The organism is Micromonospora sp. NPDC023814, from assembly GCF_040639595.1.
Classification (GTDB): domain Bacteria; phylum Actinomycetota; class Actinomycetes; order Mycobacteriales; family Micromonosporaceae; genus Micromonospora.
Map to the genome: position 1 here is coordinate 1 of NZ_JBFAAF010000051.1, position 26,706 is coordinate 26,706.

Annotated in this window: 13 protein-coding genes; 4 read left to right on the forward strand and 9 right to left on the reverse strand. The window is 65.4% G+C overall.

The window, feature by feature from the left end; translation table 11 throughout:
- The coding region (locus AB0G14_RS24255) for a hypothetical protein (protein WP_357700995.1) at positions 1-303 on the forward strand (303 nt) is incomplete at its 5' end.
- Between the two features lie 891 nt (positions 304-1,194).
- Positions 1,195-1,785: an SMI1/KNR4 family protein gene (locus tag AB0G14_RS24260; RefSeq protein WP_357700997.1), complete on the forward strand. Its 591-nt coding sequence runs from the start codon at positions 1,195-1,197 to the stop codon at positions 1,783-1,785.
- 53 nt (positions 1,786-1,838) lie between these two features.
- On the opposite strand, the gene AB0G14_RS24265 is transcribed toward AB0G14_RS24260, so the two are convergent.
- From AB0G14_RS24265 to AB0G14_RS24290, 6 genes are all read right to left on the reverse strand, one after another.
- Positions 1,839-2,489 (reverse strand): NYN domain-containing protein, encoded by a 651-nt coding sequence (locus tag AB0G14_RS24265; RefSeq protein ID WP_357700999.1) that lies wholly within the window; start codon positions 2,487-2,489, stop codon positions 1,839-1,841.
- 273 nt (positions 2,490-2,762) lie between these two features.
- Complete coding sequence (locus tag AB0G14_RS24270; RefSeq protein ID WP_357701001.1) at positions 2,763-3,275, reverse strand: DUF4913 domain-containing protein; 513 nt, start codon at positions 3,273-3,275, stop codon at positions 2,763-2,765.
- Positions 3,272-4,342 carry a hypothetical protein gene (locus AB0G14_RS24275; protein ID WP_357701003.1) on the reverse strand — a complete coding sequence of 357 codons (1,071 nt, stop codon included), beginning with the start codon at positions 4,340-4,342 and terminating at the stop codon, positions 3,272-3,274. Before AB0G14_RS24275 ends, AB0G14_RS24270 begins: the two co-directional genes overlap by 4 nt.
- A 15-nt stretch (positions 4,343-4,357) precedes the next feature.
- Entirely contained in the window at positions 4,358-5,800 is a 1,443-nt protein-coding gene (locus tag AB0G14_RS24280) for a relaxase (protein ID WP_357701005.1), read from the reverse strand.
- A complete protein-coding gene (locus tag AB0G14_RS24285) occupies positions 5,797-6,216 on the reverse strand; it encodes a hypothetical protein (RefSeq protein WP_357701007.1) in 420 nt (139 codons plus the stop codon). Before AB0G14_RS24285 ends, AB0G14_RS24280 begins: the two co-directional genes overlap by 4 nt.
- 227 nt (positions 6,217-6,443) lie before the next feature.
- Positions 6,444-6,860 (reverse strand): hypothetical protein, encoded by a 417-nt coding sequence (locus AB0G14_RS24290; RefSeq protein WP_357701009.1) that lies wholly within the window; start codon positions 6,858-6,860, stop codon positions 6,444-6,446.
- A gap of 358 nt (positions 6,861-7,218) precedes the next feature.
- Here AB0G14_RS24290 and AB0G14_RS24295 point away from each other — a divergent pair, with 358 nt between their 5' ends.
- A complete protein-coding gene (locus AB0G14_RS24295; RefSeq protein ID WP_357701011.1) occupies positions 7,219-7,353 on the forward strand; it encodes a hypothetical protein in 135 nt (44 codons plus the stop codon).
- Positions 7,354-8,038: 685 nt separating this feature from the next.
- Here AB0G14_RS24295 and AB0G14_RS24300 read toward each other — a convergent pair.
- Genes AB0G14_RS24300 through AB0G14_RS24310 form a run of 3 tightly spaced genes read right to left on the reverse strand, consistent with a single transcriptional unit; the run spans position 8,039 to position 25,176 of the window.
- The gene (locus AB0G14_RS24300; RefSeq protein WP_357701013.1) at positions 8,039-15,679 is read right to left on the reverse strand and encodes a SpvB/TcaC N-terminal domain-containing protein; all 7,641 of its coding nucleotides are present in this window, start codon (positions 15,677-15,679) and stop codon (positions 8,039-8,041) included.
- Entirely contained in the window at positions 15,676-16,005 is a 330-nt protein-coding gene (locus AB0G14_RS24305; RefSeq protein ID WP_357701015.1) for a nucleotidyltransferase domain-containing protein, read from the reverse strand. The genes AB0G14_RS24300 and AB0G14_RS24305 overlap by 4 nt, the downstream gene beginning before the upstream one ends.
- Before the next feature lie 9 nt (positions 16,006-16,014).
- Positions 16,015-25,176 (reverse strand): neuraminidase-like domain-containing protein, encoded by a 9,162-nt coding sequence (locus tag AB0G14_RS24310; RefSeq protein WP_357701017.1) that lies wholly within the window; start codon positions 25,174-25,176, stop codon positions 16,015-16,017.
- 311 nt (positions 25,177-25,487) lie between these two features.
- On the opposite strand from AB0G14_RS24310, the gene AB0G14_RS24315 reads away from it, so the two are divergent.
- A complete protein-coding gene (locus tag AB0G14_RS24315; protein ID WP_357701065.1) occupies positions 25,488-26,453 on the forward strand; it encodes an endonuclease/exonuclease/phosphatase family protein in 966 nt (321 codons plus the stop codon).
- Positions 26,454-26,706 lie beyond the last annotated feature (253 nt).

A 26,706-nucleotide genomic window follows, 5' to 3' on the forward strand; every position in this document is an offset into this window, starting at 1 on the left:
CGACCACGGTGTGGATCAACAAACCAGCAGCTCAACCCGCAGATCTACAGAACACCTGACCACGAAAACGTCTCACTTGACTTGACAGGTTCCGTCACAGGCGGCATCGTTGGTACGCAAAGTGTGGTGCGCCACGGCTTGCTCGTTCGTAAGGTCAACTGGATCATGACAGGTCTCGCAGGTTCCCACTTCGGCGATCTCACGTCCAGTCACAGTGTCCACCCTGCCATCTCCGGCCTGCCAATTGCCATACGACTCGGAAGGGTAACTGGGGTGGAGACGATCGACTCAACCCAGTGCTGACGCTGCCAAGTTGGTCATCAGACCTGCTTCGACAGACATAACAACGGTGACAAGCGTTGCTACCATCCGGCTCACCTTGCTCTCAGGACTCATTGCCGATACGGACACTGAGACAAGGGTTGAGATGCAAGCCAAACTAAGGAAAATCAGCACCACGGCCCAGTGGGTCAACACCGGGTTCAACCGACCGGCTCCGTGATCAAGGATAGCCATGTCCGGCACATGCCGTCTCCTCCGTTCGGCTCGTTAGACGTCGAGGCGGCCTTGACGCTCGCTCACACCGCCCTTGAGTCGATGACGGGTGCGGCAGCGTGCGCCTCGTGCGGGCAGGCTACCGGCCTGCCGCTTGACTCCTGACCGCATAGGGTCGCAGAGGCTCCGCTGCTCAAGGGCAACCGGTTTGTGGCCGTCGCCTGCGAAGCGAAGCGCCTTTGACGGTGGAGGGTGGCCGGACACCATGCGCGCCGCCGCACCCGGAGCTCGACGACCGTGACGCGCTCTGCGGCCGGACGCGGGCAGCTGGTGCACGTCGTCCAGGCCGTGCCGGTCGGCCGCCGGCCAAATCTTCCCACCCTCATAACCCACGGATTGTCTGTGGTTGGCGCGGCCCGACTCCGCTGCTCCACGCCAGCCGACGGGTTTCCTGCGTGTCCGGGCCAAAGCGCCTGAGGTAACGCCGCCCGCTCGACCATGTCCGCTAACCTACGATCGCAACTGTGGTGGCAGCGAGCCGCCGACCTGGCCACGACGCGCACAAGTAGCTGCGACCCGCGCCAAGTGCGGCGCTGTGCCGCCGCGCCCGCGATGCAGCGTGGAGTCGAACCAAGACCAGAGGGTGAGGTTAGGCTGACCAGCCGCGCACCGCGATCCGACGTGGTACGACTACGCGTCATGAACGAGCATCCTCGCCCGGACGACCTCGCCGAGCTTCGATCTGCCTTCATGGTGAACGACGCCGGTGAATCGGCTCTGGGTTGGCCAGGCGTACACGCCTTTGAAGCGGAGCATGGAATCGTGCTGCCGGAGCCATACCGCACCTTCGTCGCGGAGATCACCGATGGATCGTTCTCCGGACCACCAGACTTCGGCCTCCTCGGGGTGGCCGAGATGCCCGATGACTGGGGCGACGACCGCCCGGTGCGCGAGTTGGCGGCTCCGTTTCCGCTGACCGAGGCGTGGCTGTGGGAGGAGGACTCCCGGCCGTCGGAGGAGATTGAGCGGCTGCTTCATCCCGTCTTCGACCATGGATCGATCGTGCTCGGCACGGATGGCTGTGGGATGTATTGGCACCTCGTCGTGACCGGCCCGCACCGCGGGCAGATCTGGAATATCAGCGGTGAGGGCGCGATGCCCTTCGGAGCAGAGTTCGGCTACACCACCGGGACGTCGGGGTTCGTCGGGTGGGTTCGGCACTGGGCGGCCGGCAAGCCGTGGTTCGACGCTGCTGAACCGGTCGTCGTCAGTGACGGCACGCATAGGTAGGCATCCGGATCTGCCGCCGACCGCGCGTTACGGCTCGCAGCCGCCGTCCAAAACTACGTCTGCAAGGCCGTGGGACGGGAGGCGACGACAAACTGGGCCGGGGCGGGCGGGTTCAAGCAGTTCGTAGTGTGCTGCGGAGGCGAGGTCGACCGGTGTCGTCGACGTGCCACAAGCTGCCGCACCGCCGCCTCGAGGCGGTTCCGCACGCTCTTGCTGTCGCGGTCGGCCAGCGCAGCAGCGGTCGCGCGTGGCTGCGGCACGGGGGTTCGAACCTGGTCCGCTCCGGCTTGCGACGGGCTCAGGCCCAAGGCTTCCTCGATGAACATGATGTCCGGAATCGCGAAGTCGCACACCGACTGCAGCGCGGCGGTGGTCGGCCCGCTCACCAGCATCGCCGAGGTCCTGTCGTGCTCCCGCAGCCGCATGAACACCGGGGTGAAGTCTGCGTCGGTCGACAGGACGACGAAGTCGTCGAACCGGGTCGGGTGGGTCAGGGTGTCGAGAATGTCGAGCACCATGTGGATGTCGGCACTGTTCTTGCCCATGCTCGTCAGCGACGGGCAGTCCACGACCCGGAACCCGGCCCGAGTGAAGTATGAACGGAACTTGCCGGAATGGCTCGGCTCCAGGTAGCAGATCCGACGTAGCAGCACCCGCGGGACTTCGTCGTCATCGACCCGGAATGGGCCGAGATCCTGCTCCATCCACCGCACCCAGCGCCCCGGGGTCAGTGGCGAACGCCGCAGCCGCGTCGGGGCTTGAGTTGCGCAAACCGATGTACACGTTCTCGAAGTCGACGAATAACGCCGCACGGCGATACGAAGCGAGCTGGGCTTCGGCTATGGCGCTACCTCCGGGAACGTGGACTGATCGACCATAGACGGCCGAGGACGTGCCCGGCGTCGACCGTTCGACCCCCAGTTCCGTGCCGCCAGGACGAGTGTCGAGGACCAGCGGGTAGAGGAAGGCCGCTGTGCCTACTTGGTATCCCACCAGTCCCACCACTGCTCCGGCGCTTGCTCGAAGGCAGCAACGGTAGGCGCCTTGTGTCGGGCAATGCTGCCGTCGATGCCGGGGGCGCAGGAGCGGAATGGCCCGTCGGGGCCGAACAGCACCGGCAGGTGGTGGTCCAGTTCGCGTAGCCAGCCGAGCATGCCGGTCATCTCCAGCCGGGCGTGTTCCCAGCCGTACCACAAGGCGGTCAGCCGGGTGACGGCTTCGTCGTGGCGCCACCACTGCTCGCACCAGTGCCACCGCACCAGCCCAACCTCGCCGACCGGCCGGGGAAATCCCGGCAGGAGGTAGTCGCGGACCCACTCCTCGACAGTCGCGTACACCGGTGGCTGCCCCTCCCCGCCGCTGGCCGCGCGGTCGGCGACAACCTGCTGAAGTTCGGCGACCTGCCTGGTCAACAGCGCCACCTGGGCTGCGAGGTCCTCTGTCGTCCCGTCCACCTCGCCGAAAGGACTTGAGGTTTCCACGCTGGTCATCGCGTCACCGCCCGGACCCGCTCCGTTACCACGGTCGCCGGCCGCTTGGAGGCCGCGAGGGGGTCCACCTTCCCGCCAACGACCAGCGGAGCGAACGTACTGCCGAGGCGGCGCTGCTGGGCCACGGCTTCGTCGTGGCTGGCCGATCCGAAATGCCCCGTGGCCACAACGAGCCCCTCGGTATGCTCGTCGACTGCGGTGCGCGGGTAATCCGGCGTCCCTGCGACGGCGCGGGCCTGCGCCCGTTCCTCGTCTGCGCGTGCCAGCAGGTCGCGGTCGACGGCATCGGCGACCACCGGCGTCAGTGCGCCTGCCTCTCGGGCCTGACTCACGTACTGACGTGCCAGTCCGAGGCCGTCCGCCGCTGGTGCCCGGCCGCTGGCGCGCAGGTCACGCTGTAGTCGGTCCAGCGCCTCGGGACTGACGTCGGCGAGCAACCGCACTGCTTCAGCGCGTACGGCGGCGTCCAGGTCGTTGAGCGCCTGCCCACCAGCGGGTAGCGCCTTCCCGTTCGCGCCGGCGCGCAGCTTCGGGTCCTCAAGGCCACCGTGCGGTCGCGCTGCCCTGCCGCTGGCGCCGGCCCTCGTCGCTTCGCTCTCCCAGACCTCGTGGGCCGCGGCGCGGGCGGCGTCGGGGGCGGACTTTCCGGCCGCCCGCTGCCGGTCGTACGCGGCCCGCCACTGCGGGTGCAGCTCGCCCAGGCGGTCCAGTGCGAGCCCCGCAAGCTTCTGCGCGACGGGGTCGCCGGCGGCGGCGTGCACCGTCGCCGTACGCCATACCTGGGCCACCTCGGTGAGGGTGGCGTCCTTCAGCCACGCGCCGTCGACTCGGCGGGCGAGTCGCTCGCGGTCGGCGCGGACGGAGTCGCTGAGCCGGTCGGCCTCACGGCTGGCCGCCTCGGCGGCCCGCTCCCGGCCGGCGGCGCGTTCCTCCTCGGCGGCCTTGCGCTGGGTGCCCACTGCGGCGAAGCGGGCGACGGCTTCGCTGAGGGTGGAGACGACGCCGAAGAACTGCATCGCCTTCTGTCTGGCCTCGTCGACCGGGTCTTCGTGCTGCGGTTGCATCATGCTGGGCTCCTCCTGTTACCAAGTCCGCGTTGCGCGGCGGGCATTGTCTACTGTCGGGCTGGGTGTTGCCGTCACGGTGAGCGGCGTCGTTACCGGCCGCTGCCAGCCGGCGGCGAGGGTCCGGAGTTGCCGGGCTGCGTCCCGGGCTGCCTTCGCCTGGTGCAGTCGCTGCTGAGCGGTGCGGAGGTGCTCCAGCGCGTCGGCAAGCCGCGCCATGTCGAGCACCAGCGCCATCGCGGCGGCTGAGTCCTCGTCTGCGGCGATGCGGCCCATGAGCGCTACCAGCCGTGACATCGCTCGTAGCTCGTACGACAGGGATGTCGTGCGCGCGGTTCGTGCGTACATGTCGCGTGCGGCGCGGTCGAACACCTCCGCCGCCCGGTGCAACGGCCCACGCAGGCTGCCTTCCCTCGCGTACGCCAGGCTGGTGAGCACGTCGGCTGCGGCGGTCGCGGCGGCCTGGGCGGCCGCGGGATCCTCGCGCGCGCTGCGGCGGATCTCTTCAGCCGCCGCCTGGGTGACGCCGGCGGCGTCGCGTAGGGCTTGGGCGCGGGCCGTGACCCGACCTCCCGACGGTAGGCCGACGGCCGGCGGCGGGTCGCCCCACCGGCGGCGCAGCTTCGGCAGGGTCAGGTCCGGAGCGAGGCGCCCACCGGAGAACCACACCGGTTGCCCGTCACCGGTGCCCACGCCAGGCAGAGCGACGGCATAACCGGTGATCTCATCGGCGTTGACGGTGCTGCGACGCACTCTGATCAGCACCCCTGCCTCCCCCAGCCGGTCGAGGAACTCCCGCTCGCTGCTGGCGGCGGCGACGGCGGTGCGGACCCGCCGTCGCAACTCGTCGCGCGGGGTGTCGCTCCAACCCTTGCGGCGGGCCTTGTTGACCTCCACCGGGTGTGGCCTCCGGTGGGCGGTGCGGTCGGCCGGAGGTACCTGCCTGCGCAGGCCGTAGCGGCGGGCGACGTTGTAGGTGGCCTTCACGCACTTGAGGTAGTCGTTGCGGGCCCAGTTCGTGCGGCCGTCTTCGCGCACGAGGGTGGCGACGATGTGGACGTGGTCATCGTTGTGCCGCACCACCACCCACCGCAGGCCCGGGTCATCCGCTTCCGAGGCGAGTCCCGCTTCGGTGAGCATCTCCCGGGCCATGCGCCCCCAGGTGCCGTCAGTGAGCACCCGGTCGCGGTCCTCCGGCGCCAGGCGCATCGAGCAGTGCCACACAGGTTTCGCCGGCGCGCGGATCCCCGCGCGCACGGGCTCCTCCAGGAGAGCGGTCAACCTCCGGAAGTCCCGCTTACCCGAGGCGGCGATCCCTGGCTCCAGATCGGCCAGCTCCCCGGCACCGTCCCACGCCGCGACCAACCGCGGGTTGACGTGCTCCTCCTGCTTCCCCGGCCCGTAGAGGTAGCGCAGCAACCCACCGACGCGGGCGCCTCGACGGTGGACGCGCGAGATCACCGCAGCCGCCGGTCAATCAGTGCCGTCACCTGGTCGAGGCGGACGACGGCATGCGCGCACAACTGCACCGCCTCAACGGCCCAACCGGGCAGCTCCCCGGTCGCATTCGCGGCCGCAGCAGCCTGATTGACGTTGGAGCCGAACATGTTCACCGCACGGCGGGCAGCGAACAGTTCTCGCTGCAGCTCCCGCAGGTCACCGGTCAGGCCCGTGGCCGGCTCTTCTGCGCGCGCTGCGCCGACCACTACCTGCGCCGTGTATCCCGCTGGCGTGAGACCGGCTCGCCGGGCCGCCTCAGCGACCAGCGCCTTCTCCTCGTTCGAAAGCCGAGGATAGATCCGGTGGGGCCGGCCGGGGCTGAGGTGCTCCCGGTGCCGGCCCTGGCCAGAGGCGCTGACAATGCCTTCGGTGCTCACGGCATCGAGCCTTACGCCTGGCCGTTAACGCCCCTGTGAGCGCAACCGTTACCGGCGCCGGCCAGCGGCCGGACCTTGGGACCCGGGCAACCTGATGGCTGCAGCATCGGGCGGCGATGGCCGCGTGGACGACGCGGTCGACGACTGAGGTGGGCGGGGGAAGGCGGATCCGGCGTGCTGCCCGGTACCGGCACCGAACAGGTCGAGGGTGAGCTGGCGTGGCTGCCTCAGCGCGTGCATGACCTTTCCCGCCACACGAGGGCGTAGCGCAGGCAGTTGTTGCAGGGTCCCGCGTGCTGGCAGCCGGGCAGGCGGATCTTGTCGGCTCGAGCCCCGAAGCTCCAGGCCATAGAGTCGATGCTGGCCATCATGTGTCCGTATCGCAGGACACCGTCTCGCTTGACGCCGAAGCCGTGCAGGGACAGCCCGGCCCGCCAGAACGTCTCGACGATCGCTCCGATCTCGGCAGTGGACTGCCGCCGGCAGACGCTGCCGAGGCCCACCAACGGTTCGGCAGCAAGGTCGACGCCTGCCTCGGCGTACATCTGGTGGCACAACTGATAATCCTCCAGTTGCCAGCCTTGCAGTACCGGCGCCCATGGCACGTGCGGGAAGTTCTGACGCAGGTAGAGCAGGTTCTCCACCGTCAACTCCAGGTGCGCTCGTACGTCCAGCCGGGTGCCAGCGAAGCGCTGGCCCTGGTGCACGCCACCGGCGATGACCCACGGCTCGCACATCCAGTCCTGAGGTGGATACGAAGGCCGGTGGCGCGCCGATCTCCTCGATGAACCGGGTGATCATGCCGCCGTACTCGTCAGGGTGCTGTCGCCACTGACCGTGGTCACGCAGTTCCGTGAAGCCGCCGGAGTCGCATGCCCACACGCCGCAGCCGAAGGTTCCGGCCTTGCGGGTCGGCCAGTCGTCTCCTGTGCTGCGGTAGTGCTTCAGGGTATTCGCCGAGATGAACAGCGGCACGCTGGCGGTAGTCAGCCAGTGGGGCCGATGAGCGCCGAGGTCAAACCGCACCTGGCGGCTGGGGTCGCCACCGATGCCGTCGATCAGCCACGGGCTGAGGCGCCCGGCGTCCACCCGTTTGACGAGGTCCTGCAGATCCCGGCTTCTGGCACCGAACCGTGATGGAGTCATGGGTGCACGCTGCGAGGCCAGGGTTGCCCGGTCAGCGAGCTGCGCCGCTACCAACCGTCGACGGAGTCGGATCCCGCGTCCGCTGCGGCGATGCCACCGCGACCGTTCGATCAGCGCAACGCCCGCGTCGCCGGGCATGGTCTCGTGCGATCAGGACCACGCGACCTTCCCGCCACGGGTGCGCTACCGGGTCGCACTGAGCATCGCCAGCCACACCCCGCCGGGTGTCCTCGACCGCGCCCGGTCGAGATTGGCGGCCAATGGCCATATCTTGCTTCGCCGATGCGGCCGCCGTTACCCGACCACGGGGTGAAGTCGTCCTGTCCGGTCCCCCGCACATGACCTGCAGAGGGTCGCGACGAGGTTCACGCGACCACCGCTCCGAGCGCTGCAGCGGCCGCTGCTCCAGCACGACATTGCAAGCGCTGTGCCTGGAGCGATCGGCTGGCCGTGTTTGCCTCCTAGAAGCTGAACGCGGGCCGGGGTCGACCTTGGAGCAGTAGGTGTTCCGTCGGCGGACAGCAAAAGGTCGATGTTCGCCAGTTCCAGCCCTACTCGCGACGTCAGATCCACGCAACGCTGGGCGCGTTCGTCAGGCGGGCTGTGCGAACTCCGGGCCGGTGGTAGATGCGCCCGTTCAAGGAGATGACCTCGACGTGGTGGACAAGAGGGTCGATCAGCGATGCGCGTTCTTCGTCGGCATGGAGCGGAGCAGCTGCTTGGCCTCCTCGCTGAGGTTGCGCAACGTAAATTCACCCCGGTGGCCCATCGCGATCGCTTCCTCGTGGCTGGCACCCTTGAACTCGTACCACTCGTGCTGGAGTACCGCCTCGATGCGGGTTTCTAGAGAGGCGGCATTCCATTCCGCCCAGTCGGTGGGCCAGTTCCGCAAGATCCCCGCATCAATGCTGATGCCTTTCCGGCTGTTCCGACCGATGCCCATGTTGTCGTGGCGCTCGTAGACCAATCCCTTCTTGCCAGCTCTTAGGCTGCCCTGATTCCTAGTGGGGATCTCTAGTTTTTGCATCGTCTTTCGCACCGCGGCTTCCACGTCGTGGGGCATCGGTTCCGGGGAGTACGAGAGCGCGCCCGGCTTCGCGGGTGCCTTCGGTCCCGTCATCGCGCCCCGTGGGGCGGTGTTGACCAATCCCGCCTCCATCGCCATCGGCAGCAACGTCTTCGCGGCCTCTTCCATGCTGGACTGGCCCTCGGCCAGGTGCTTGCCAGCCGCCGTCGGGTCGCCCCGGTCGAGTGCGTCCATCGCCGCCACGGGAGCTCCCACAGTCGCGACGCCCAGGTGATACAGCGGGTTGGCGTCGTTGACTTCTTCAGCCCACTTGGCCAGCCCGGCGTCGATGACCTTCGCCGGGCTGGCACCGGCCTTATGCGCCTTGACCATCGCGTCGCTGGTGTGCGAGCTGACCGGTCCGGCAAGCGCTCGCACCGTGGCGCGGGCGGCTCCCCTGGTCCCACCGCCTCCCTCTGCATACTCGTGCTTGATTTCCTTGGCCTCTTGGACGCCCTTTGCGACCACACCCGCGCCGATCTTGACCGTCGCCGTCAACGGGTTGAGCATCTGAGCCTTGTCGTCGAGGTCGGCGATGCGTTTCTCGGCGTAGGCCAGTGCCATCTTGCCCGTCGTCTGCGCGATCTGCTTGGTCGCGCCGAGAGGGTCCTGGCGGAAACTGTCGACGAACTTTGGCCAGCGGCCGTTCTCGTCCTTCAGTTCGACCGGGTTGTTGTGCGCGTATGCGTAGCGGTTAAGCCCCCCGGCCATGCCGGCCGGGTCCGCGCTGACCCAGCGCGCCAGCCATGGCGCGTAGTATCTGACGCCGTGATAATTCAGGCCACTTTCCTCGTCGCGCTCTTTGCCGAGGAAGCGGTAGCGCTTGGCTGCGGCCTTGATCGACTTGCTGACGGCCCTGTACGCAGTCGAACCGTGCGGATAGAACTCCTCGTAGGACAGCACATCGGCGTTGTCCGTTAGCTCCAACGTCGCCGAACCCATGTTGTCGTACTGGTACCGGTACAACGGGCCGATCCGTGCCTGTGGTTGGTCGCTGCGCAGCACATCCTCGACCAGCATGACCCGGCGTTGCTCGTCGAGGATCTCAATGGTTTCGATCTCCTCGACGAGGATGCCCCGTACGAAGCGGCGGAAGATCTCCAACCCGCCGAGATATGTTCGGCTCCAGCGCACCTCACCACCGTCGTCGTTGACCTTGCGAGTGCGCTCCTTGCCGGCGTCGTAGTCGTAGAACACGAGACCGCCGCCACCGCGGTCGTAGACATCGAGCAGGTCGCGGTAATCCCACGACAGTTGATCGGCGTCGGAGTCGCCGCTGGGATTGAGCAGGTTGCCGTGCGAGTCATGGCGGAAGCTGATCAGCTGCTGCGCGCCGACGGCCGCGGTGGTGAGCTGATTGGAGTCGTCGAGGTACTTCATCGTTCGTGTCCAGCTGCCGCTCGGCCCAGCCTGATGCCGGATAAGCGTCAGATTGCCGGCCGCGTCGTAGGTGAAGTCCTGGGCGTAGTTGCGCAAGGTGTCCGGGGCGACGACGGGAAAATCGACCGCGAACGGCAGTGTCTCGAACTGCTCGGGTGGTGTTGTGGCGACGCCGTTTTCGCGCCCCGTGGCGGAGGCGAGCCGGTACAGCGGGTCGTAGGTGTAGCTGCTGCGAGCCTCGACGCGCTGGTTGTCGAAGAACGCGGGTGCATAGGCGTCGTCGTGGACCTCGACGAGGTTGCCGACCGCGTCGTAGGTGTAGTGCAAGTTCTGCACCACCCGGGCGTCGCGTAACTGGCCCCGAGTATTGGGAAACGTCGAGCTGAAGCCGGGTCTGGTGGTGCGCTGCTGGCGTAAGCGATGCGCCGCCGGGTCGACGTCGAACAGCGTTATCGTCCCGTTGCCGTAGGCGATGGAGCGACGCCGCCCCATTGCGTCGTAGGTGATCGAGGTGATCACCGTGCGGCTCTGTGTCGCAACGCTGTCGGTGTGGCCGTCCGCGGTCTTAGTGGCTCGGATGACGACATCGGTGGCGGTCAACAGGCCGCCCGCGTCGTAGCGCGGTTCGTGCACGGACACGCGGCTACCGACCCCTTGGTGCCAGTTATAGTGCCGGATCACCCTGTTCAGGGCGTCATACGTTGACATCTGGACGTATTCGTCGGACTCCAACTGTTTGAGCGGGTCGTCCTGCCAGTCCGTGGTGCGTCGGCGGTGATCGCGGATCAGTCGGCGCCGAACCTCGGTGACATTGCCGCCCAGATCGGCCGCCACGGTTGTGGTCAGGCCCGATTGGTCGAACTGGGTGCGCAGCCGCTTGCACATGTTGCGGGCCTTGGTGCCGGCGACGTTGTCGTCGGCGTCGATGTACTCGAAACGGTCCACCATGACTGGGCCGCCGCCACCGACGGTGAGCCAGTGCGCTACGGGGCGGCGCAGCGAGTCGTAATCGGTGGAGTGCAGGCGGCGCACTGGCGCGCCTGACACTTCAACGTCGTCCCAGGCGAAAATGTTCTGGCCGGCCGCGTCAGGCAGTCGCCACCGGCCGCCGCCGTCCGGGCTGTATTCGGTCAGGGCATTGCCCACCATGTCGTATCCCGGCGCGCTGCTGTCCGGAACCGCCTCGGCCAGCGCCAGTACGGGTTCATCGGACAGCCGAGTCGGCTTGACCGGGTTGATGAACTGGACAACCAGGTTGCCGCGGGCGTCACGCGTCCACAGCGGACGGTCGTTGGCATCGTAAACCGTCAGCGTCGCCAGCTTCTCGTCGCGGGAGTTAGCGGCGCCGTCGACCACCCGATTGTGGGCAATTGCGACGACTTCGCGGCCGAGGGTGTCGAGCACCGCAACCGCCGGGGTGTCGGCGTGCTCCGCGGCCAGCCGGGCGGCGCGAGCGTCCTGCGGTGACGCGCCCGGTGCCGTCCTCTCGGTGAACCACCGTGACTCCTTGACGGTGTCGTTCTGGTCGAAGCGCCGCACCTCCCATGGCGAGAACTCGACGCGGCGCAGCGTCTTGTCGGGCATTTCAACGCGTACCGGTCGGTCGACAGCGTCGTAGTAGGTGATGGTGGCCAGGCCCACCGGCGCGGAGTGGGCGAAACGGTGGCCGAGGTCGGGCGGGCTGAAGAACGGCTCGTACTGTTTGACGGTGTTGCCCTTGTTATTGGCGACGGTGAGGCCGTCGGCGATCCAGCGCAACGGATGTCCCGGCGCCTCCTGCGCCGCCTGCGCTTTGCGCATCAGGGGCGCGCCGGTGGCATCGGAATATTCGAACCCGACCTGAAGCGGGCTGAGCTGTCCGTCCTCGAGGGAGCGGACATGGCGCTCGCGGCGGATGGTGCAGGCACATGCGGGGGCATTCTCCCAGGAGACGGTGCCGTCCGCACTCGTCTGCGTGCCAAGGTTATAGACGTAGCGTGCCGTGGCGTTGCCGAGCCACTGCCGCGCTCGCGCGTCATCCAGGTGGGCCTGGTCGAAGAACTCTGCGCGCTCGGAAACAGTGGGCTCGTCGAGGCCGTCGAGATCGTCGGCCTCCGTGCCCTTGCCGAGCACCGCAAGCGCGGTGGGCACCCCGAGCACGTCGAATGCCAGCTGTGAGCGGTTGTCGTTGGGATCGCGCAGTTCTGCGGCCGCCAGCACGCGATAGTCAAATCGCTCGACGGTGGTGGTGTTTCCTCGCGGATCGGTGTCAGACCGCAGAAGCAACACTGGGTTGTCGAACTCCTGGCGAGTGACTGCTCCGAACGCGTCGGTGTAGCGGCGGGGCCGGAAGAAGTGGCCAGCGGGGTCATCGCCGAACCCGACGCTGCCCGAGCGCAACCAGTATTGCCCGGCGGTTGGATCGCCGGGGAAACTCGCCGCCAGCGGCGACCCGGTGAGGTAGCCGCTGCGAACCCGATCGCCGAGGGCGGTGCGGATCTCGGGTGTGAGCCGGTCACCGAAGACCGCGCTCAGCAAGTCGTCGGTGAACGCGAGCTGATACGACTCGTAGATCAGGCCCATCCGAGGCAGCGCCCGCCAGGCCGCCGGCCTGTCAAAGGTAGCGACCGCGTCGTCGGTGAACAGAGTGCGACGATGCTCGAGCAGTCGTTTGCGCGGCGACGAAGCGTCGGCGTTCTGGTGGTAGCCGACTTCGTCCACCTCGGTACCGTTCTGCTGGTGCACCCGGCTCAACGGTGTCTTGCGCAGCTCATCGCGGGTGAACATGGCCCCGTCCTCCGGTGCGAGGCCAGACAATTCGTATCTGAGCGTCTCGCACGGCACTCGTAGCCGGTAATCGTCGCCCAATGTATCGACGTCGTTGGTGTACCGATTCTCGGTGTAGGAGACATGCAACTCGTGCTGTGTTCGGCGGACACGGGCGATCGTAACCTCATCGAGCGCGTCGTCGGTGAACTGCCCTCGGCGCGGATATCCGACGGTGACGGTCTGCAACGGGTTGCCGAACTTGTCGGCGCGCACGGTCAGCGTGTGGAGAACGCGCGGATCTACCGGCACGCCGACGGCCCGTAGATCCAATTCGTAATGGGCGGTTATCGATTCGACGGGTATCGGCAGGAACACGCCGTGGAGGTTCGTTCCGCTGGATTGTAGGCGGCAGACTTCCCAGCTGTGCGTGACCGTGGAGAACAGCCGCGTCGGGACGTGGCGACCCGCGTTGGCTTCGTCGACCTCGAGCTCGTAGAGTTCCTCCCGCAGCAACGTGCCTTTGGCGGTTCGCATGGCCTGCCGCCAGTCGTCCGCGCCCAGGTCGCCGAGTAGAGCTACGGCAGGCACTGCCCGGTCCCCGTCGGGATGGCGGTATTCGGTCCGAAAGTCGACGTCGGCTCCGGTGTGAAACCAGGACACCTTCTTAACCGGGGGCTGATACAGCGTGAGATCGTCGGTGATGTAAGGGCTTTCGAAGTTGCCCTCGGCGAACTCACCGAACGACTCGACATCCACCTGTTCGACACGGCCGAATCCGCGGAACTCCCGCTCTAGACCGTCATAGTGCCCGTGGTGATAGGAGTAGCTGCTGGCGAACCGGGTGCCGCGCCATTTGTCGGCGACGACGACCTTGCTCACGCAATGCACGGGGAAAGGCGTGCGTGTCGCCCATGGTGTGCCGGCGGCCTGGTCCGCAAGGAAGAATTCGGTCGACGGCGTGTAATCGATCGTGGTGGTCAGGCCGAGGTTGTTGCGAATGCCGGTCAGTAGATGCGGCTTCCCCGCACTCATCAGGTCGACGTAGCGCAGCGAACCGTCGAACTTCGGGGACCATACCAAACACGATGTGCCAGAACCCGCCAGATCGACCACCGACACCGTCGTCGCGTCGTCGGTCACGCCAACGCTGGCCAGGGAATCGTCGGCGACCCAAGAGTTTCCGGACCGGTTCAGATGGATCTGCACTCCGTCGGCACCCAGGTACAGCACATCGGTGGTGCCCGAACCATCGATGTCCGCCAACCGTATTCGGCGCGCATCGAAACTGTCGAACACCGGCGCGTCGTCCATCACGACTTTTGAGCCGAACCGCCCATAGCCCAGGTTCGGCCAGTAGCAGATCTCACCGTTACGCACCCGTACCACGTCGGTTAGGCCATCACCCGATAGATCCGCCAGATAGATCGACTCTGCCGGGTCAGTCAGAAGCGGTCGCGGACCGGTGTCCTCGTCGAACATTCCACCTGCGAAGCGCGCGGGACCGAACCCGGACTCGCCGTCGGACGCGTGCCAGATCAGCGTGTCATCGCCTGCGATCATGATGTCCGCATGTCCGTCTCCGGTCAGGTCGATGAACCGCAGCCGCGGATCCGTCCAGTCGATCTGTGGCAGGGCGGTGAACGGTCGCCACGGCATCCAGTCCTGGTCTGTGGTCCGCTCATAGAACCCGGGCGTGGGGCCCTTCAGGTCGACCAGGTCGAGCTGTCCGTCACCGGCGAGGTCCAACAGCTGTTGGTCCGCGGTGGACGAGTGTGAGGGCACCCGCCACACCATCTCCGCCCCAGAGAACGCCGGTTGCCCCACCCGGCTGGTGTTGCGGTGATAGAACCAGGCCCCGGTCTGCTCGGTCAGTACCCCGGGGAGCCCTTCGCCGTCCAGATCTGCCCACAGATATACGTCTTCGTCGACGCCGGTGGGCAGGTCTGTGATCTCGTGCACAGTCGGATCCACCGCTGCTGCACGGTATTCGAAGTCGAGCGGCGGTAGCGATGCAGAATCGTAGCCCGCCCCGGCTCGGCGATAGCAGGTGTGCTGAACTCGGCTCAGCATCGAGTAGACCGTGCCGGTGTAGGAGAGGTCGGTCGACTTCACCAGGCAGTTCCGGCCGACGTCCGGCTCGCCTGGGAAATGGTGGAACATCAGCACGCGGCGGCACAGGCGGTAGGTCCGCACCTCGAACCCTGGTCGATAGGTGGAGAACGGATCCGGGCGGCACGGCCATGCGCCCGGAGTGGGCTCGGGCACTGGAACGGCGGCGTCGTGGTCGCCGTAGTCGAACACCACGTCGAACATCCAGTCGGTGCCTTCGACCGCTGCCGGCTCCAGGAAGCGGGGTCGTCGCCCATCGCGACCGAGCAATGAGGTGAGGTTGCCGTACCGAACCCGCTTGAGGTACCGGTTAGTTCGTCGGCTCTCACTATCCGGCCCGCCGCGCTGCTGCTCGTGCGCCTGGTTTACCGCTACGCCGGTGCTGTCGTCGGCGAGGTAGCTGTATAGCATCGCCTGACCGCGGTCGTCGCGGACCTCACACAGCAGCCAACTGAAGATACGGCCGAGTCGGTCGGCGATCCGGGAGTCGGGGCTTCCGCCGTAAATCGACAAGATGTTGTCTCGCGTGGTGGTTCGCCAGTGCACGTCACCTGTGCGGTCCTCGGTCCAGCGCTCGATGCGAGTGAACATTCCCTCGATGCGAGGGAAGTAGCGCTGCACGGTATGGCCGTCCACCGGCTGGGTGCGTCGCTGTCCGTCTGCACCCAGTTCCGGCACCAGGTCGTCGGAGTTCCAGAACACGAAGACGTCGGTCGTGTCGTCGTAGCGCGGCAACCCCTTGCCAGTCTTCCGAGTGATGCTCGGCAGTGACAGCGACCAGCCCAAGCCAAACGGACCGTTGCCTTCGCCGGAGTCGTACGACAGCGCGAGGTCTGGGCCGAAGCCAGCGCGGCCCGGCGAGCTCGCAATTGGTACTGTGAAGGACGCGGTGCCCGTGACGGCATTCATCGTGAATGTTTCACCCATTCCCCGGATCGCACCGCCCCCGGTGGGAAGCGAGACGGCCGGCGCCGAGACTTTGACGTCGGTCTTGGGTGTCTGCGGCGCGGTCATGAGCGGCAGTCCCGGCGTTCGTAGATAACACGGCCTGTACGCACCGCCGCGTCCATGAACGAATACCGTACGGCGCTCAGCGCGGCAAGTTCCGCAGGTGTGATCACGTGTGCGTCGATGGGGACCGAGTGATCGGCGATCAGCGGCGCGACCAACTGTGGTCGGTACTCTTCGGCCATTGGCGTGTCGAGCACGATCAGCATGTCCAGATCGCTGTGTGGTGTCGCGCTGCCCTTCGCATATGATCCGAAGACGATGATGCGCTCCGGACGTAAGTGCGAAGCGATGCGCGCGACCAAGGTGTTGATCTCGCCGTCGGTGAGCATGTTTGATGCCTACCCAACCGTGTAGACGATGATGAGGAACAGCTCTTCGAAACGCTTTGCGTCGGGCAGCAATTGCAGCACCAACTCACCGAGCGGCATCTTGGCCACCTCCTTCGCGCCGGAGACTAGGCCCTCGAACCGCGATTCGCCGGTCAGTGGGATCTGGACATCGTCTCCGAGTCCCGACACTCTTGCCGTCACCTTCGTCTCGCCGTTTACGAGTGCCGCGATCTCCACCTGATGCACCACTTTGGTCTTGTCGCGAGTGAAGTGCGGTAGCCGTAACGCGACGTCCTTCAGCGCCAGCGACGGAACCTCTCCAGCCGCCGGCACTGCCTCTCGGAAGCGCTGCCACTGGTCGGCGTACTCACGGCGAAGGTCGAAAACACGGAATAGCTTCTTCGCGCTGGTATCGGCTGGTTCCGGATTGCCGGCCAGCACGCGTTTGGCGTATTTCGAAGCCTCCCCGGCCAATTGATCCTTGCCGTCACGTGCGGTGTAATTCATGTGGACGACGACGTCGGTGATCGTGGCGAAGGCGAACTGGGCAGGTTCATTGTTCAGCTTCAGATCCCAATCACTGATGGCCCCAGCGCCCTCGAATGGCAGGTAACGGGAGTCGTTGAAGTCCAACTGGAACAGGCCGTCATCCTGTTGTCCCTGGCTTGTCGCGATCGAGTTCACCACGCCCATCTGGTCTTGGAAGCGGTCGTCGTCTGCCGTCCGTGCGTAGCGATTCCGATCACCCTCGGGCTCGCGCAGCAGTGGGCTGATGCGTATCTCGCCCCGGGTTTGGGTAAGGCGGGCGCCGATCGTGGTGTACGGCCCCACCACACAAGGGATCGACAAGCTAACCGATTTGATGCGGCGGAAATAGTGGCCCGGATGGTCGAGATCGAAAGCCAGCTCCGGAACGGTGAATGTGCATCGGCCGCTGCGTTTCAGTGCCAGCAGCGCGACCGGATCGAGTTGCGCCAGCGAGATGTGTTTGATTAGTTCGTATTCGCGCTGGTTTTCGTTATGGTACGCGGTCTCGAGCCGGCGCAGGTCGTAGGAGAGGCGTTCGCCGGCGAGCAAACCCTTGCGCAGGCTGTCCCAGTGTGGCCCTTGGATGTAACTGGAGTCGATGAGCCCCATCTCGAATCGGAACGACCGCTCGGCACGCTTGGCCAGATCCAATGCCATCTGATAGGTCTGAAAGTAGACAAGCGAGGTCTGCGCGACCATCCAGTCGTAGAGCTGGCTATTGGTAAATTTGCTTTGCAGATAGCCGGTTTCGGCCTCGTTGTTCGCGATCTGGATCTTCTGGCTTTCGTGCTCCTTTAGCGCGACTTGGTGTCGAATCTGCGCGGCCAGGATCTGCTTGTCGATTTGAAGGAGCTCCTTCTCGGCGAGCGTCTTTTGCAAGTTCCAGTCCTCCTCGCGGCGCACGTATCCGCCGATCGTCGAGGCTCGGCCGGCACCCATTTGCGCCAGACTTGTCAGGCCGCGCAGCACGCCCGCGGTCATCTGAAGCGCTGCGGACAGATGGCTTCCGCCGAACTTGATCTTCGCCGTCGGGCTGCCGAACGCGCCGGTGGCGCCGGCATCGAAGTCAGGGATGACGGCCATCGCACCAGCGATTGCGCTGACGACAGTGCCGGCGGCCTCCAGCGACATCGCCTTCTCGGTCAACGCCAGCGCGTCCTTTTCTCGGAGGTTCCAGCCACTGTCGATCAGCGTGCGGTAGTGATCCAAGCGGGCCTGAGTCGTGTTGCGCTGCTCGCTGAGGCTCTCCGCGCTTCGAAGCGCCTCGGTCGTCTGGTCCGCGCGGATTTGCAGCACGTACCGGCGCGCGTCGTGTTCGAGGTTCTGGCGTATGACGGCGAGCGCTTCCGCGTCGCGCTTGTCCAGCGCCGAACCCAGCGCGGACCCGAGGGCCTTGACCTCGTCGACCGCCGCCCGCGCCTGTGCCAGTACGAGGGTGAAGCGTTGCCTAGGCAGCGGGGCCCCCGTCTCTGCCAGCGCTTCGGCGATCGACAGCCCGGCCGCAGTGGCCTTGACCAGCAGACCCGGATCAACCGGGGGCGCAAAGAGCGGAAGTTGGCGCACCATGCCGGCCAGGTTCATGCAGTTGCGGATCTTGAACAGTCGGTCTTCAACCAGATCCCACAGGCTCAACAACTTCTCATTGTTCGCCAGCCCAAAGTAGAGCATGTTCAGCTGCGGCAACGCTGGTGTAGTGGGGCTGGTGCCGCCTCCCGAGACGACGGGCGGCAGAAGGTTCTCGACGTCCGCCAGTGGATCGGCCAGTTCCAGGCCCTGCGCCTTGAGCTCGTTATAGGTTCGCCGTGGCCCCGGCTTGGTCGTCGGAACCTGTCGCGGTCGCCTGCCCAGGATCGCCGCGGCGAGAACGTAGAGCTGGGTCGCCTCGTTGATCGATTCCATGGTGTCCTGCGCAAACAGGCTGTCGCCCCAGGCGATAAGCGTCTGAATGTACTTCATCACCACGTTCTTCTGGTAGGCGACCGTCCTCATCTGTGCAATCAGATGCGGCTTGAACGGGTTGTTGCGCCACTCCTCGACCTGCTTGACCAGAGTCGGACTCTGTGCGGCCACACCAGCGAGAATCGCTGCGATTCGGTCCGCCTGATATTCGGCCGTGCTGCGAACATAGAACGGCTTTGTGACCCAGTACTTCTGCTGCGGCGTGGGTGTTGCGCCGTCGGGGTCGAGGGGAACGGTGTCGCCGGCAATCGGGTCGAAGATGAAGTGGAACCAGTTGAGGGCGTCCTCGAACTTCTGATTGGCGCTCAGCTTGGATGCGATGAGGAATGGCACATGAAAGAACAGTTCCCAGTTGTACGGCGAGTACGCGCCCCCATAGCTGAAGTCCACCTCCTCAACGGGATAGTCGTCGGAGACGAAGGACTGCAGACTGTTTCCGTCCATGGCATCATCGATGTCCTCGCGCTGCGCAGGCTCGTAGGAGGCGAAGTCAAAGGGGGTGTATCCGGAAGCGGCCGCTGGGTCGAGCTGGATCTGGCGGTTGAGCAGTCCGCGCAAGCCACGGCGGTTGAGCTGCTCGGCGAACACCGCGACGAAGGGGTGGTAGTGGGGAACAAACGAAAAGCCCCATTCGACACCGGTGACCAGGGGCCGCCCGGACGCCGTCGACGCGGTCGACGAGGTGAGGGTGTTGGCCCAATAACGCACAAAATAGGTTCGTAACCAATCGACGTAGAAAAACGCGCCCCGCTCGCCGGGGTCAGCGGCGTCCGACTGCAGCACCGTGTACGCGACGTCGTACGGCAGGCTGCGCAGGACGAGGATGTTTTTCATCCCGTCCGTGACCTGCGGCGACGCCCAACCGGTCGGATGTGAGCGCTTGGCGAAACCAAATTGCATCTGCCTGTCGTGCCTGATGGCGTTATTGACAAACTTGCTGCTAGGCGGCGGGAACCAGTCCCACAGGCCGGCAAAGCTGCTTGCCTTCAGTTGTCGGCCGACCTTGTGGAAGAACAGTTGACTCACCGATGCGAACGAGTCCGGCTTCGTCGTGTTGGCGAGCTCGATCGTCACGCCGTCGCGTACGGTGACGTGCAAACCGATGTTGTTGACGTCGAGCCCGATCGAGCCGCCCTCCACGATGAGTAAGTCATCGCCGAGCTCTTTGGGGGACCATCGCTCCTTGATTCGCTCGCTGCGGAACAGTCTTACCTCCCACTTCTTGTGCGGCTGCTGCGCTGGCGCGGAGGTTCCCGGCTGGGGCGCGGTCACGGCACTCGTCACCTCCGATTTCTCCACGAACTGCGGCCACATCAGGAAGAGCCGGTGGTTTTCCATCGCGGCGATCAGGTGGTCAGAGCCGATGTCGAGGTCGATTCTCTCCCAAGGGGTCCAGCGGCCGCCGTTGATGTTGCGGCGGTAATAGTGGTCGCCACCGCCGCTGCTGCGGGCGCGGCCAATCACATGCAGCACCGAGCTGGTCGTGTCGATGTGTTCCCGCACCGACGTGCGAATCTCCAGGTTGGCCACTGCGTCGAGCTTGGCGAGGTAGTTGGTGTAGGCCTGCTCAACGGTGTCGGCGGTGACGTCGTTTTGCAGCAGTTCCTGCTCCAGTTCAACAAACGGCTGCGACTTCTCGTCGCGCAGCTCGGGCTCAATCCAATTCTCGGGATATAGGAACACTTTCCGGTTGGCTTCCCAGACTCGGTAGTTCTTCATCCACTGCCACTGAAGCCAGCGGGGGTCCTTCTCGGGATCGACATGCACTTGGGGCTCCAGACCCAGCATGCACCTCTGCACGAACAGCTGGACCGCCGCGCTGGCCTGCACCAGCCGCGAGGTCAGCATGCACGGGCTCATCTCGATGTCGATGAGGAAGTGGTGGTAGAGCCCGTCTGGGTCATGCCAGTTCCGCCCCGATCCTGAGTCGGGGTGAGAGACGAGCCAGCTGACCAAGTCTCGGCGTTTGGTCTCGCGCAGGTTGTCCTCGATGGGTTGTGCGATCTGTCGCCACTGCGTGGCGTCATAACGTGCGCGGGCCACCCGTTTGATGTCGTCGGCGGTCTCTTTATCTGCGCCGTTGGACGTGGTGCCGGTCGCGGCCGCCCACGAGACCGCGCGTTCAGCGGTTGCGCCGATGCGGCGCAGCGCCGCCATGCAGTCACTGACGCGCTTCAACATAGAGCGCAGTTTGAGTCGGACGGTTGACGGTGCGAGAGACCCGTCGTCCTCGGTCCAACCAAGGCTCTTGGCGATCGTGGCGAAGTCGTCAAACGACCAGCCGGCCATCGCGGCCAGGGTTTCGGGTGGCGTTTCGGCGGTCAGGGCGGCGGCGAACTGCGGTGCGGTTACCGTCGTGCCTGGCGTCGTCCGCCAGGTAGCGTAAAACGATTGAAGCGACAACCAATCACGGATCACAAGATCGCGGTCGCCCGGTGCCACCGGAAAGTTCAGCAGCGGTGGCCACGACATGTGCTTGGCATCGCCTTTGGCGAGCCACCACGCCACGTCATTGGCGTCGAGGCCTAGCCTGGTGGTCACGAACGCGCTCTTGCGAAGTCGCCGCAGGGCCGTATCGACCGCCGTGATCTGTTCGCTCGTTGCGGGGCCGAGTGCTGAGTCGGCGCTCAGCACACCGTCAAACAATTTGCGCAGCGGTTGCGAATTGACACGCGCATCGAGCAGGAGCGCGGCAATCGGAGGCGCGACTCCGATAGCGCTCGCGACTGCCTCGGTGGTAAGAAGCTGCTTTTGGGTGTCTGCTCGTTGTTGGAGCAGGTCGCGTATTTCTGACGCATCAGGCAGCCCATCGTCGGCAATCCGTACCGGTTGGGGATCGACGATCTTGGCATGGCGATCTTTGAGGTCGGAGATGAACTGCGCCGGGTCAGGGTCGGGTGAGGGCGGGACGGTACCGTCCGTTCTCAGCAACCAGTATAGCTCGCCAATGGTCAAGCTTAGGATCTTGAGCTGATCAATGGTATCGAGCAGCGTCAGCGTGCCGTGCGGGCTCGTCAACAAGCTATTGTCGGTGAGGTCGAGTAGCTGAGACATATCCGGGACACTGAGCCCGGCCAGTTTTGAAAAAGTGGTGACGGCAGTTAGATACCGCAGATGTTGTGCCCGCAAAATCGCGTCGGAATCGGCGGGCAAGTGTACGCCCAACGGGTGAAGTGATCGAGCGAGGTCCGATTCGGTGATTCGCAGCGCCGCCATCAGGGGCGCAGCGCAATCGGTGACCTTAGCTTCGAAGTCGGCCGGACTCGGTGGAAACACCGCGGCCGACGCCGGGTCGCCCCGGAACGTTTTCTCGTAGACGCTCAGGATCGGCGCGTCACCGTGGGCCCGATCGACATAGCGCACACCACTCAAACCGTTGAACAAAGCGCTCAGAATCTCCAAATCGAGACCGGTGCGCTCGTGAACCTCCATGCATTCGGCAATCAGCTTCAATTGGGCCGGTAGGACGTGGTCGAGTGTGGGGGAGACCCTGCCCAGGAAGCGGTCGAGTTCGATCATGGTGCAGCCGAGAGCACGCGAGAGGCGAATAAAGCCGTTGGCCCGGTTCAGTGCGGCGGCAGTCAGGCCGTCTAAGCGCGAGGTCGACGTATCGCAGCTCGGGTTGTCGGCGATCGAGATGCCGTGGTCGGGGTTGACGAAAACCATGTCGAGTAGTTGGCGCAGTTCGGTGTACGTCAGACCGGCCCGGTGTAGAAACACCGACACGCTGGCTAGTACCTCGACCCATGTGCCCATGAGGTTCTTGGTCTCGTCGGCCGGAAAGTCAGGGTGGGGGATAGCGTTGTTGTCCTCGTCGAGGCCCCAGTACTTCCACGGCGGGTCCACGCTACCGAGATCATCGCGTTCAGCCGGACGAAACAGGGTGCGGTCGAGTATCCCCAGTTGGGCGCGGGCCTTGCGGAGACCAAGGAACTCCTGTGTCCCTTCGTTCTCATTCTCGCCGAACAGCTGCAGCAACCTCGCCTGGCTTATCCCGAGGCGAGTCAGGTAGGACCGGGCCTGTCGGTCCCAGAAATTGAATGGCAGCTCAAAAGGGAAGACGTCGTCGAAGAGTTGGATATAAGCGTTGGCGTTGAGGTGTTCGGGTGCGGCGCGCAGCTCCTCGGCGGTGCCGAGCGTTTGCCTCCGGTCGGTGACGAGGAACTCGTTAGGCGCTACGCCGGATCCGGTGCCTCCCCCGGAATCGGAGAGCGTGAGCGCGCTTCTGCTGTCACGGACGATCCACTGCCCCACAATGGGCGATTTCTCCACCTCGGCGTCGCTTTCGACGGTGAACCGCGTCTCTTTCAGCGCAGCCTGCAGCGTTGAGCTGATCTTTCCCGCCGCGACCACTGAGGCGTCGATGCTGATCGAGCTGCCGCTCGGAGCGACTGCATCTTCGAGCACCTCGTTGACCAGGTCGATGTAGGGCAGCGGGGTATCGGTGTTGTGGCACGACAGTTCGACGTCGCCGAGGTCGGGACGCCGCTCGAACAGCACCTGCTTGCAGGTCTTGTTCGCCTCGACGCCAGTAGCGCGCAAGTCGAGGAAGCGAAGCATGTCGACGAAATGGGCGGCCGGGCTGTAAATGGACTGGCAGTGCGCGCACTCGCAGTAGTCCTCCGATCCGAACAGCGTCTGCAGGTTGGGTAGATCATCTATGCGGCGCCGCTGCTCATCGCTGATCAACAGGCCCGGCACCACCGCCGGCGCGAGGCCGTTCAGATTGGTGTTGTACTCGCCGAGCAGCGCCAGCACTGTCGCATAGGACGTTTCGGCGTGGCGATAGATCTTCCGGGCGTCGACGGCATTGATGGGGGTGTCGGCCACCTGGTCCAGAAAACGCTGTTCACCCAGTTCGTAGATCCGTTGGGCCGAGTCGAGCCCTCGGCGAAGCAGCGCTTCGGCCGCGTCGAAGGTGGGTTGCAGACGAAACACGCGTTGCACGGCCATCAGGTCGGAGCGCAAGCCTGGCTCGGTGTCGACCTCCTGCAGGTCGTCAGGATGGTCGGCGAGGTAGTGGTCGATGCGGTGTCGGTCCAGGTGGAAGTCGGACTTGTCGGCGAGAAAGCGAGCTACGCTGCGAGACGCGTGTGGGACGTCATTGCCGTCGTCCAGTGCCCGGTCCAGCTTGGCTGCGAACGATGCTGTCGGATACTTGCGTTCGAAGTACCAGTCCAACCGCGCGGCGTACGCCTCGGCGCGCTCGGTTTCCCCGTTGCCGTCGATGCCCTCGGGCGTGCCAATCGGCGGTTCGGGACCTTCACAGCCAGTGATCAGGTCGATCCAGTCCTGCCGAGACAGCTTTGCGAAGTCACGCATCGACGACGCCTCGCCCCGGTTCAGCCGTGCGGTGAGCGCGCCGACCATGGGCAAGTGATTGCGGGTCATGGCGGCGAGCTCGACCGTGCGCCGGAGGTCCCGGACGGTTTCCGGCGGCACCACGGAACGTTCGAGGAGGTTGTCCCACAACCGGTCCATCGGTCCCGCGTGGGCACTGATGTTGGCGAGCAGATCCTCCTTATGCGGTGCCGCGGCGGGAACGAGCGAGAGCAGATCCGCGACGGTTTCGCCGCGGGATCCGAACGTGCGATCGGCCAAAAGCTTGCGCCGCAGGAACTCGAAGCTGCGCAGCGCGGTTTCGATCTCCGATTCGGTTGGGGAAGAGATCATGTTGGCTGCGACGGCCTCGTCGATCAGTCTGCGCTGCTCGGCGTTACCGAGGTCCACCACATCCTGCAGCAGCCGTTCCTCCAGCACGTCAAGGCGCTCGTCTCGACGGAAATCCTCCAACATGGTCGCCTTGAAGAGGCTTGGCTGGCCCGTTGCGAGAAATGCATAGAACAGCTCTGGCGGGACACGCTCGGCCAGCTGCGTGGTCTTGGCCGATAACAGGTAGCAGGCGATCAAGGCGGCTACCCCCGGCGGACCCCATCCCGTCTGGCCGGCCAGAAAGGTGATCTCACCGAATTCGTCAGACTCCCTGACCTCTTCAGGCGGGATGTCGCCGAGCAGTCCACACAGCCGTGACATCCTCAGTTCCCACTGCGACGGGCCGCGGTAACCGTCGGGTCGCAGCGAGACATCGCAATTAAGGTCGTCGCTGACCCCGAACTGCACCGGCGTTCGATGCAGCCGACGGCCGGACTCGTCGACGACTTCGATCAGCACGTTGGTCTCGTCGATCCCGCGCTCGTTTCGATGTTGAAGGTAACGGATTTCGTACTGCCCATCGACCGTCGGCGCGGAACCCAGGAGCGTCTCGGAGCGCACGCCGCGGTCGAACACACGCACAGTGGCCTCGGAGACCAGTCGATCGTGCTCGTCGCGCACCAGACCGTGAACGCGGCGCGGCGCGGGTGCCGCCACCCCTCTCGGTCGTTCTCGCAGCCGCACGTCGATGACCGGGGCGTCCGATCCGGCCGGCACCAGTTCGCTTTCCGCGATCACTTCGTCTGCGCGCCTGGCCTGGATGAAGACGAATCCTTGCGGCTGGCGTAGCCCTTCCGCCTGTTGAGGGTCGAGGCCTATCCAGTAACTGCCGTCGCTGTCGGTGGTGGAGACTCCGAGCGACAGGTCCGTCTGCCCCGGAAGGCGGTGAAAGGCGCGCACCTCCAGACCGGCCAGAGGTTGACCCTCGTCGTCGACGCAGCGACCAGAGATGGTGGCGCCTTGATCGGGCATGGCGTCCCCTTTCGGGACAGTGGCCGTGCGGGCTCCCGTGCAAGTATCGCGGCACTATGGCTGGTATGTGTGGCGTTGCCCTGATCTGGGGCCGTTCGCGCGAGATTGCGGTGGACAGTTGTCGGAACGCGGTGAGAAGTCGCGGTCGCAGCTGAGCCCTGACGCAGCGTGCGAGACTTCGCAACCCGCGCGCTGCTACCGGGGGTTCGCCGGACCGGTGTTGAACAACAAGTTTCGAGTCGCTGAAGTGACTGCGGCTATGCCGTCGTCGCTGTTGACTGTCGGTGCAGTTGCTCGGTGAGGGGGTCCTCGTGGTTGTACTTGGCACATGGAACCTGGAGAACCTCTTTCGTCCAGGGGAAGCGTCCGGGCCCACCAGCGAGGAGGCGTACCGCGGGAAACTCGCGGGCTTGGCCGCTACGATCAACGGGGCCACGCCCGACGTCCTCGGGGTTCAGGAAGTGGGTAGTCCCCAGGCGCTAGGCGACCTCGTCGAGCTGCTCCACGGCGACTGGCACGTAGCGCTGTCCGAACACTTCGACGCACATCGAACCATTCGGGTGGGAGTACTCAGCCGGCATCCGATCGACGTTGTACAGGACGTCGCCGACCTCCCCGAACGTCTCGCTCCCGTGCACACAGACGACGATCTGACCAAGGTCACCACGAAGATGGGCCGTGGAGCACTGGCCGTGCAGGTCGAGCTCGTCACCGGTGAGGCGATCACCGTGGTCGTCGTTCATCTCAAGTCGAAGCTGGTGACCTACCCCGCGCCGCCAGGCAAGAAGAGGTTCTCGCCCCGAGACGAAGGGGAGCGTGCGCGCTATTCCGCATACGCGCTCAACCGCCGAGCGGCTGAAGCGGTCACCGTCCGCGCCCTGGCGGACGACCTCCTCGACGGCCAAGGGATAGCCCGGCCACTGGTTGTGCTTGGCGACTTGAACGATGAACCGCAAGCCGCCACCACCCAAGTCCTGCTCGGTCCGCCAGGCTCAGAAATCGGCACTGCCGGCGAGCGCCGTCCAGACGCTGGCGACGCGTGGCGCCTGTGGAACCTCGCCCCGCTCATCCGCGACGTCGAACGCTACTCGCGCATTTATCGAGGCCGACAAGAGCTGATCGATCACATCCTCGTCAGCCGGACCCTGCTCGATCGAGTTAGTCAGGTCCGCGTGATCGTCGACCGCACGCTCCCCTCAATCACCGACAATCCCACCGAGCGCAGAAACGCCCGAGACTCCGACCACGCCCCGGTGCTGGCGACTCTGAACCTGTAACCACCGCATTCCAAGTTCCCTGGTCGAGCCGAAGCAGCAGGAGACACCGGAGGCCTTCATCCCGACTGATCCGCCCAATCAGCCGACCGTGGCGGCGTACAGCTATGAGCAAGCCTCGACATCGACGAGCAAGGGGACGGCAGCCTGTGTCCCCGGACGGGGGCACGTCCCATGCGCAAAAGCCTTCTCCGGCCAAGGCGCTGGTGATGCTGGCGGCCGCTGTCGTCCCCGCAAGCGTGTTGTTCTTCCGCGG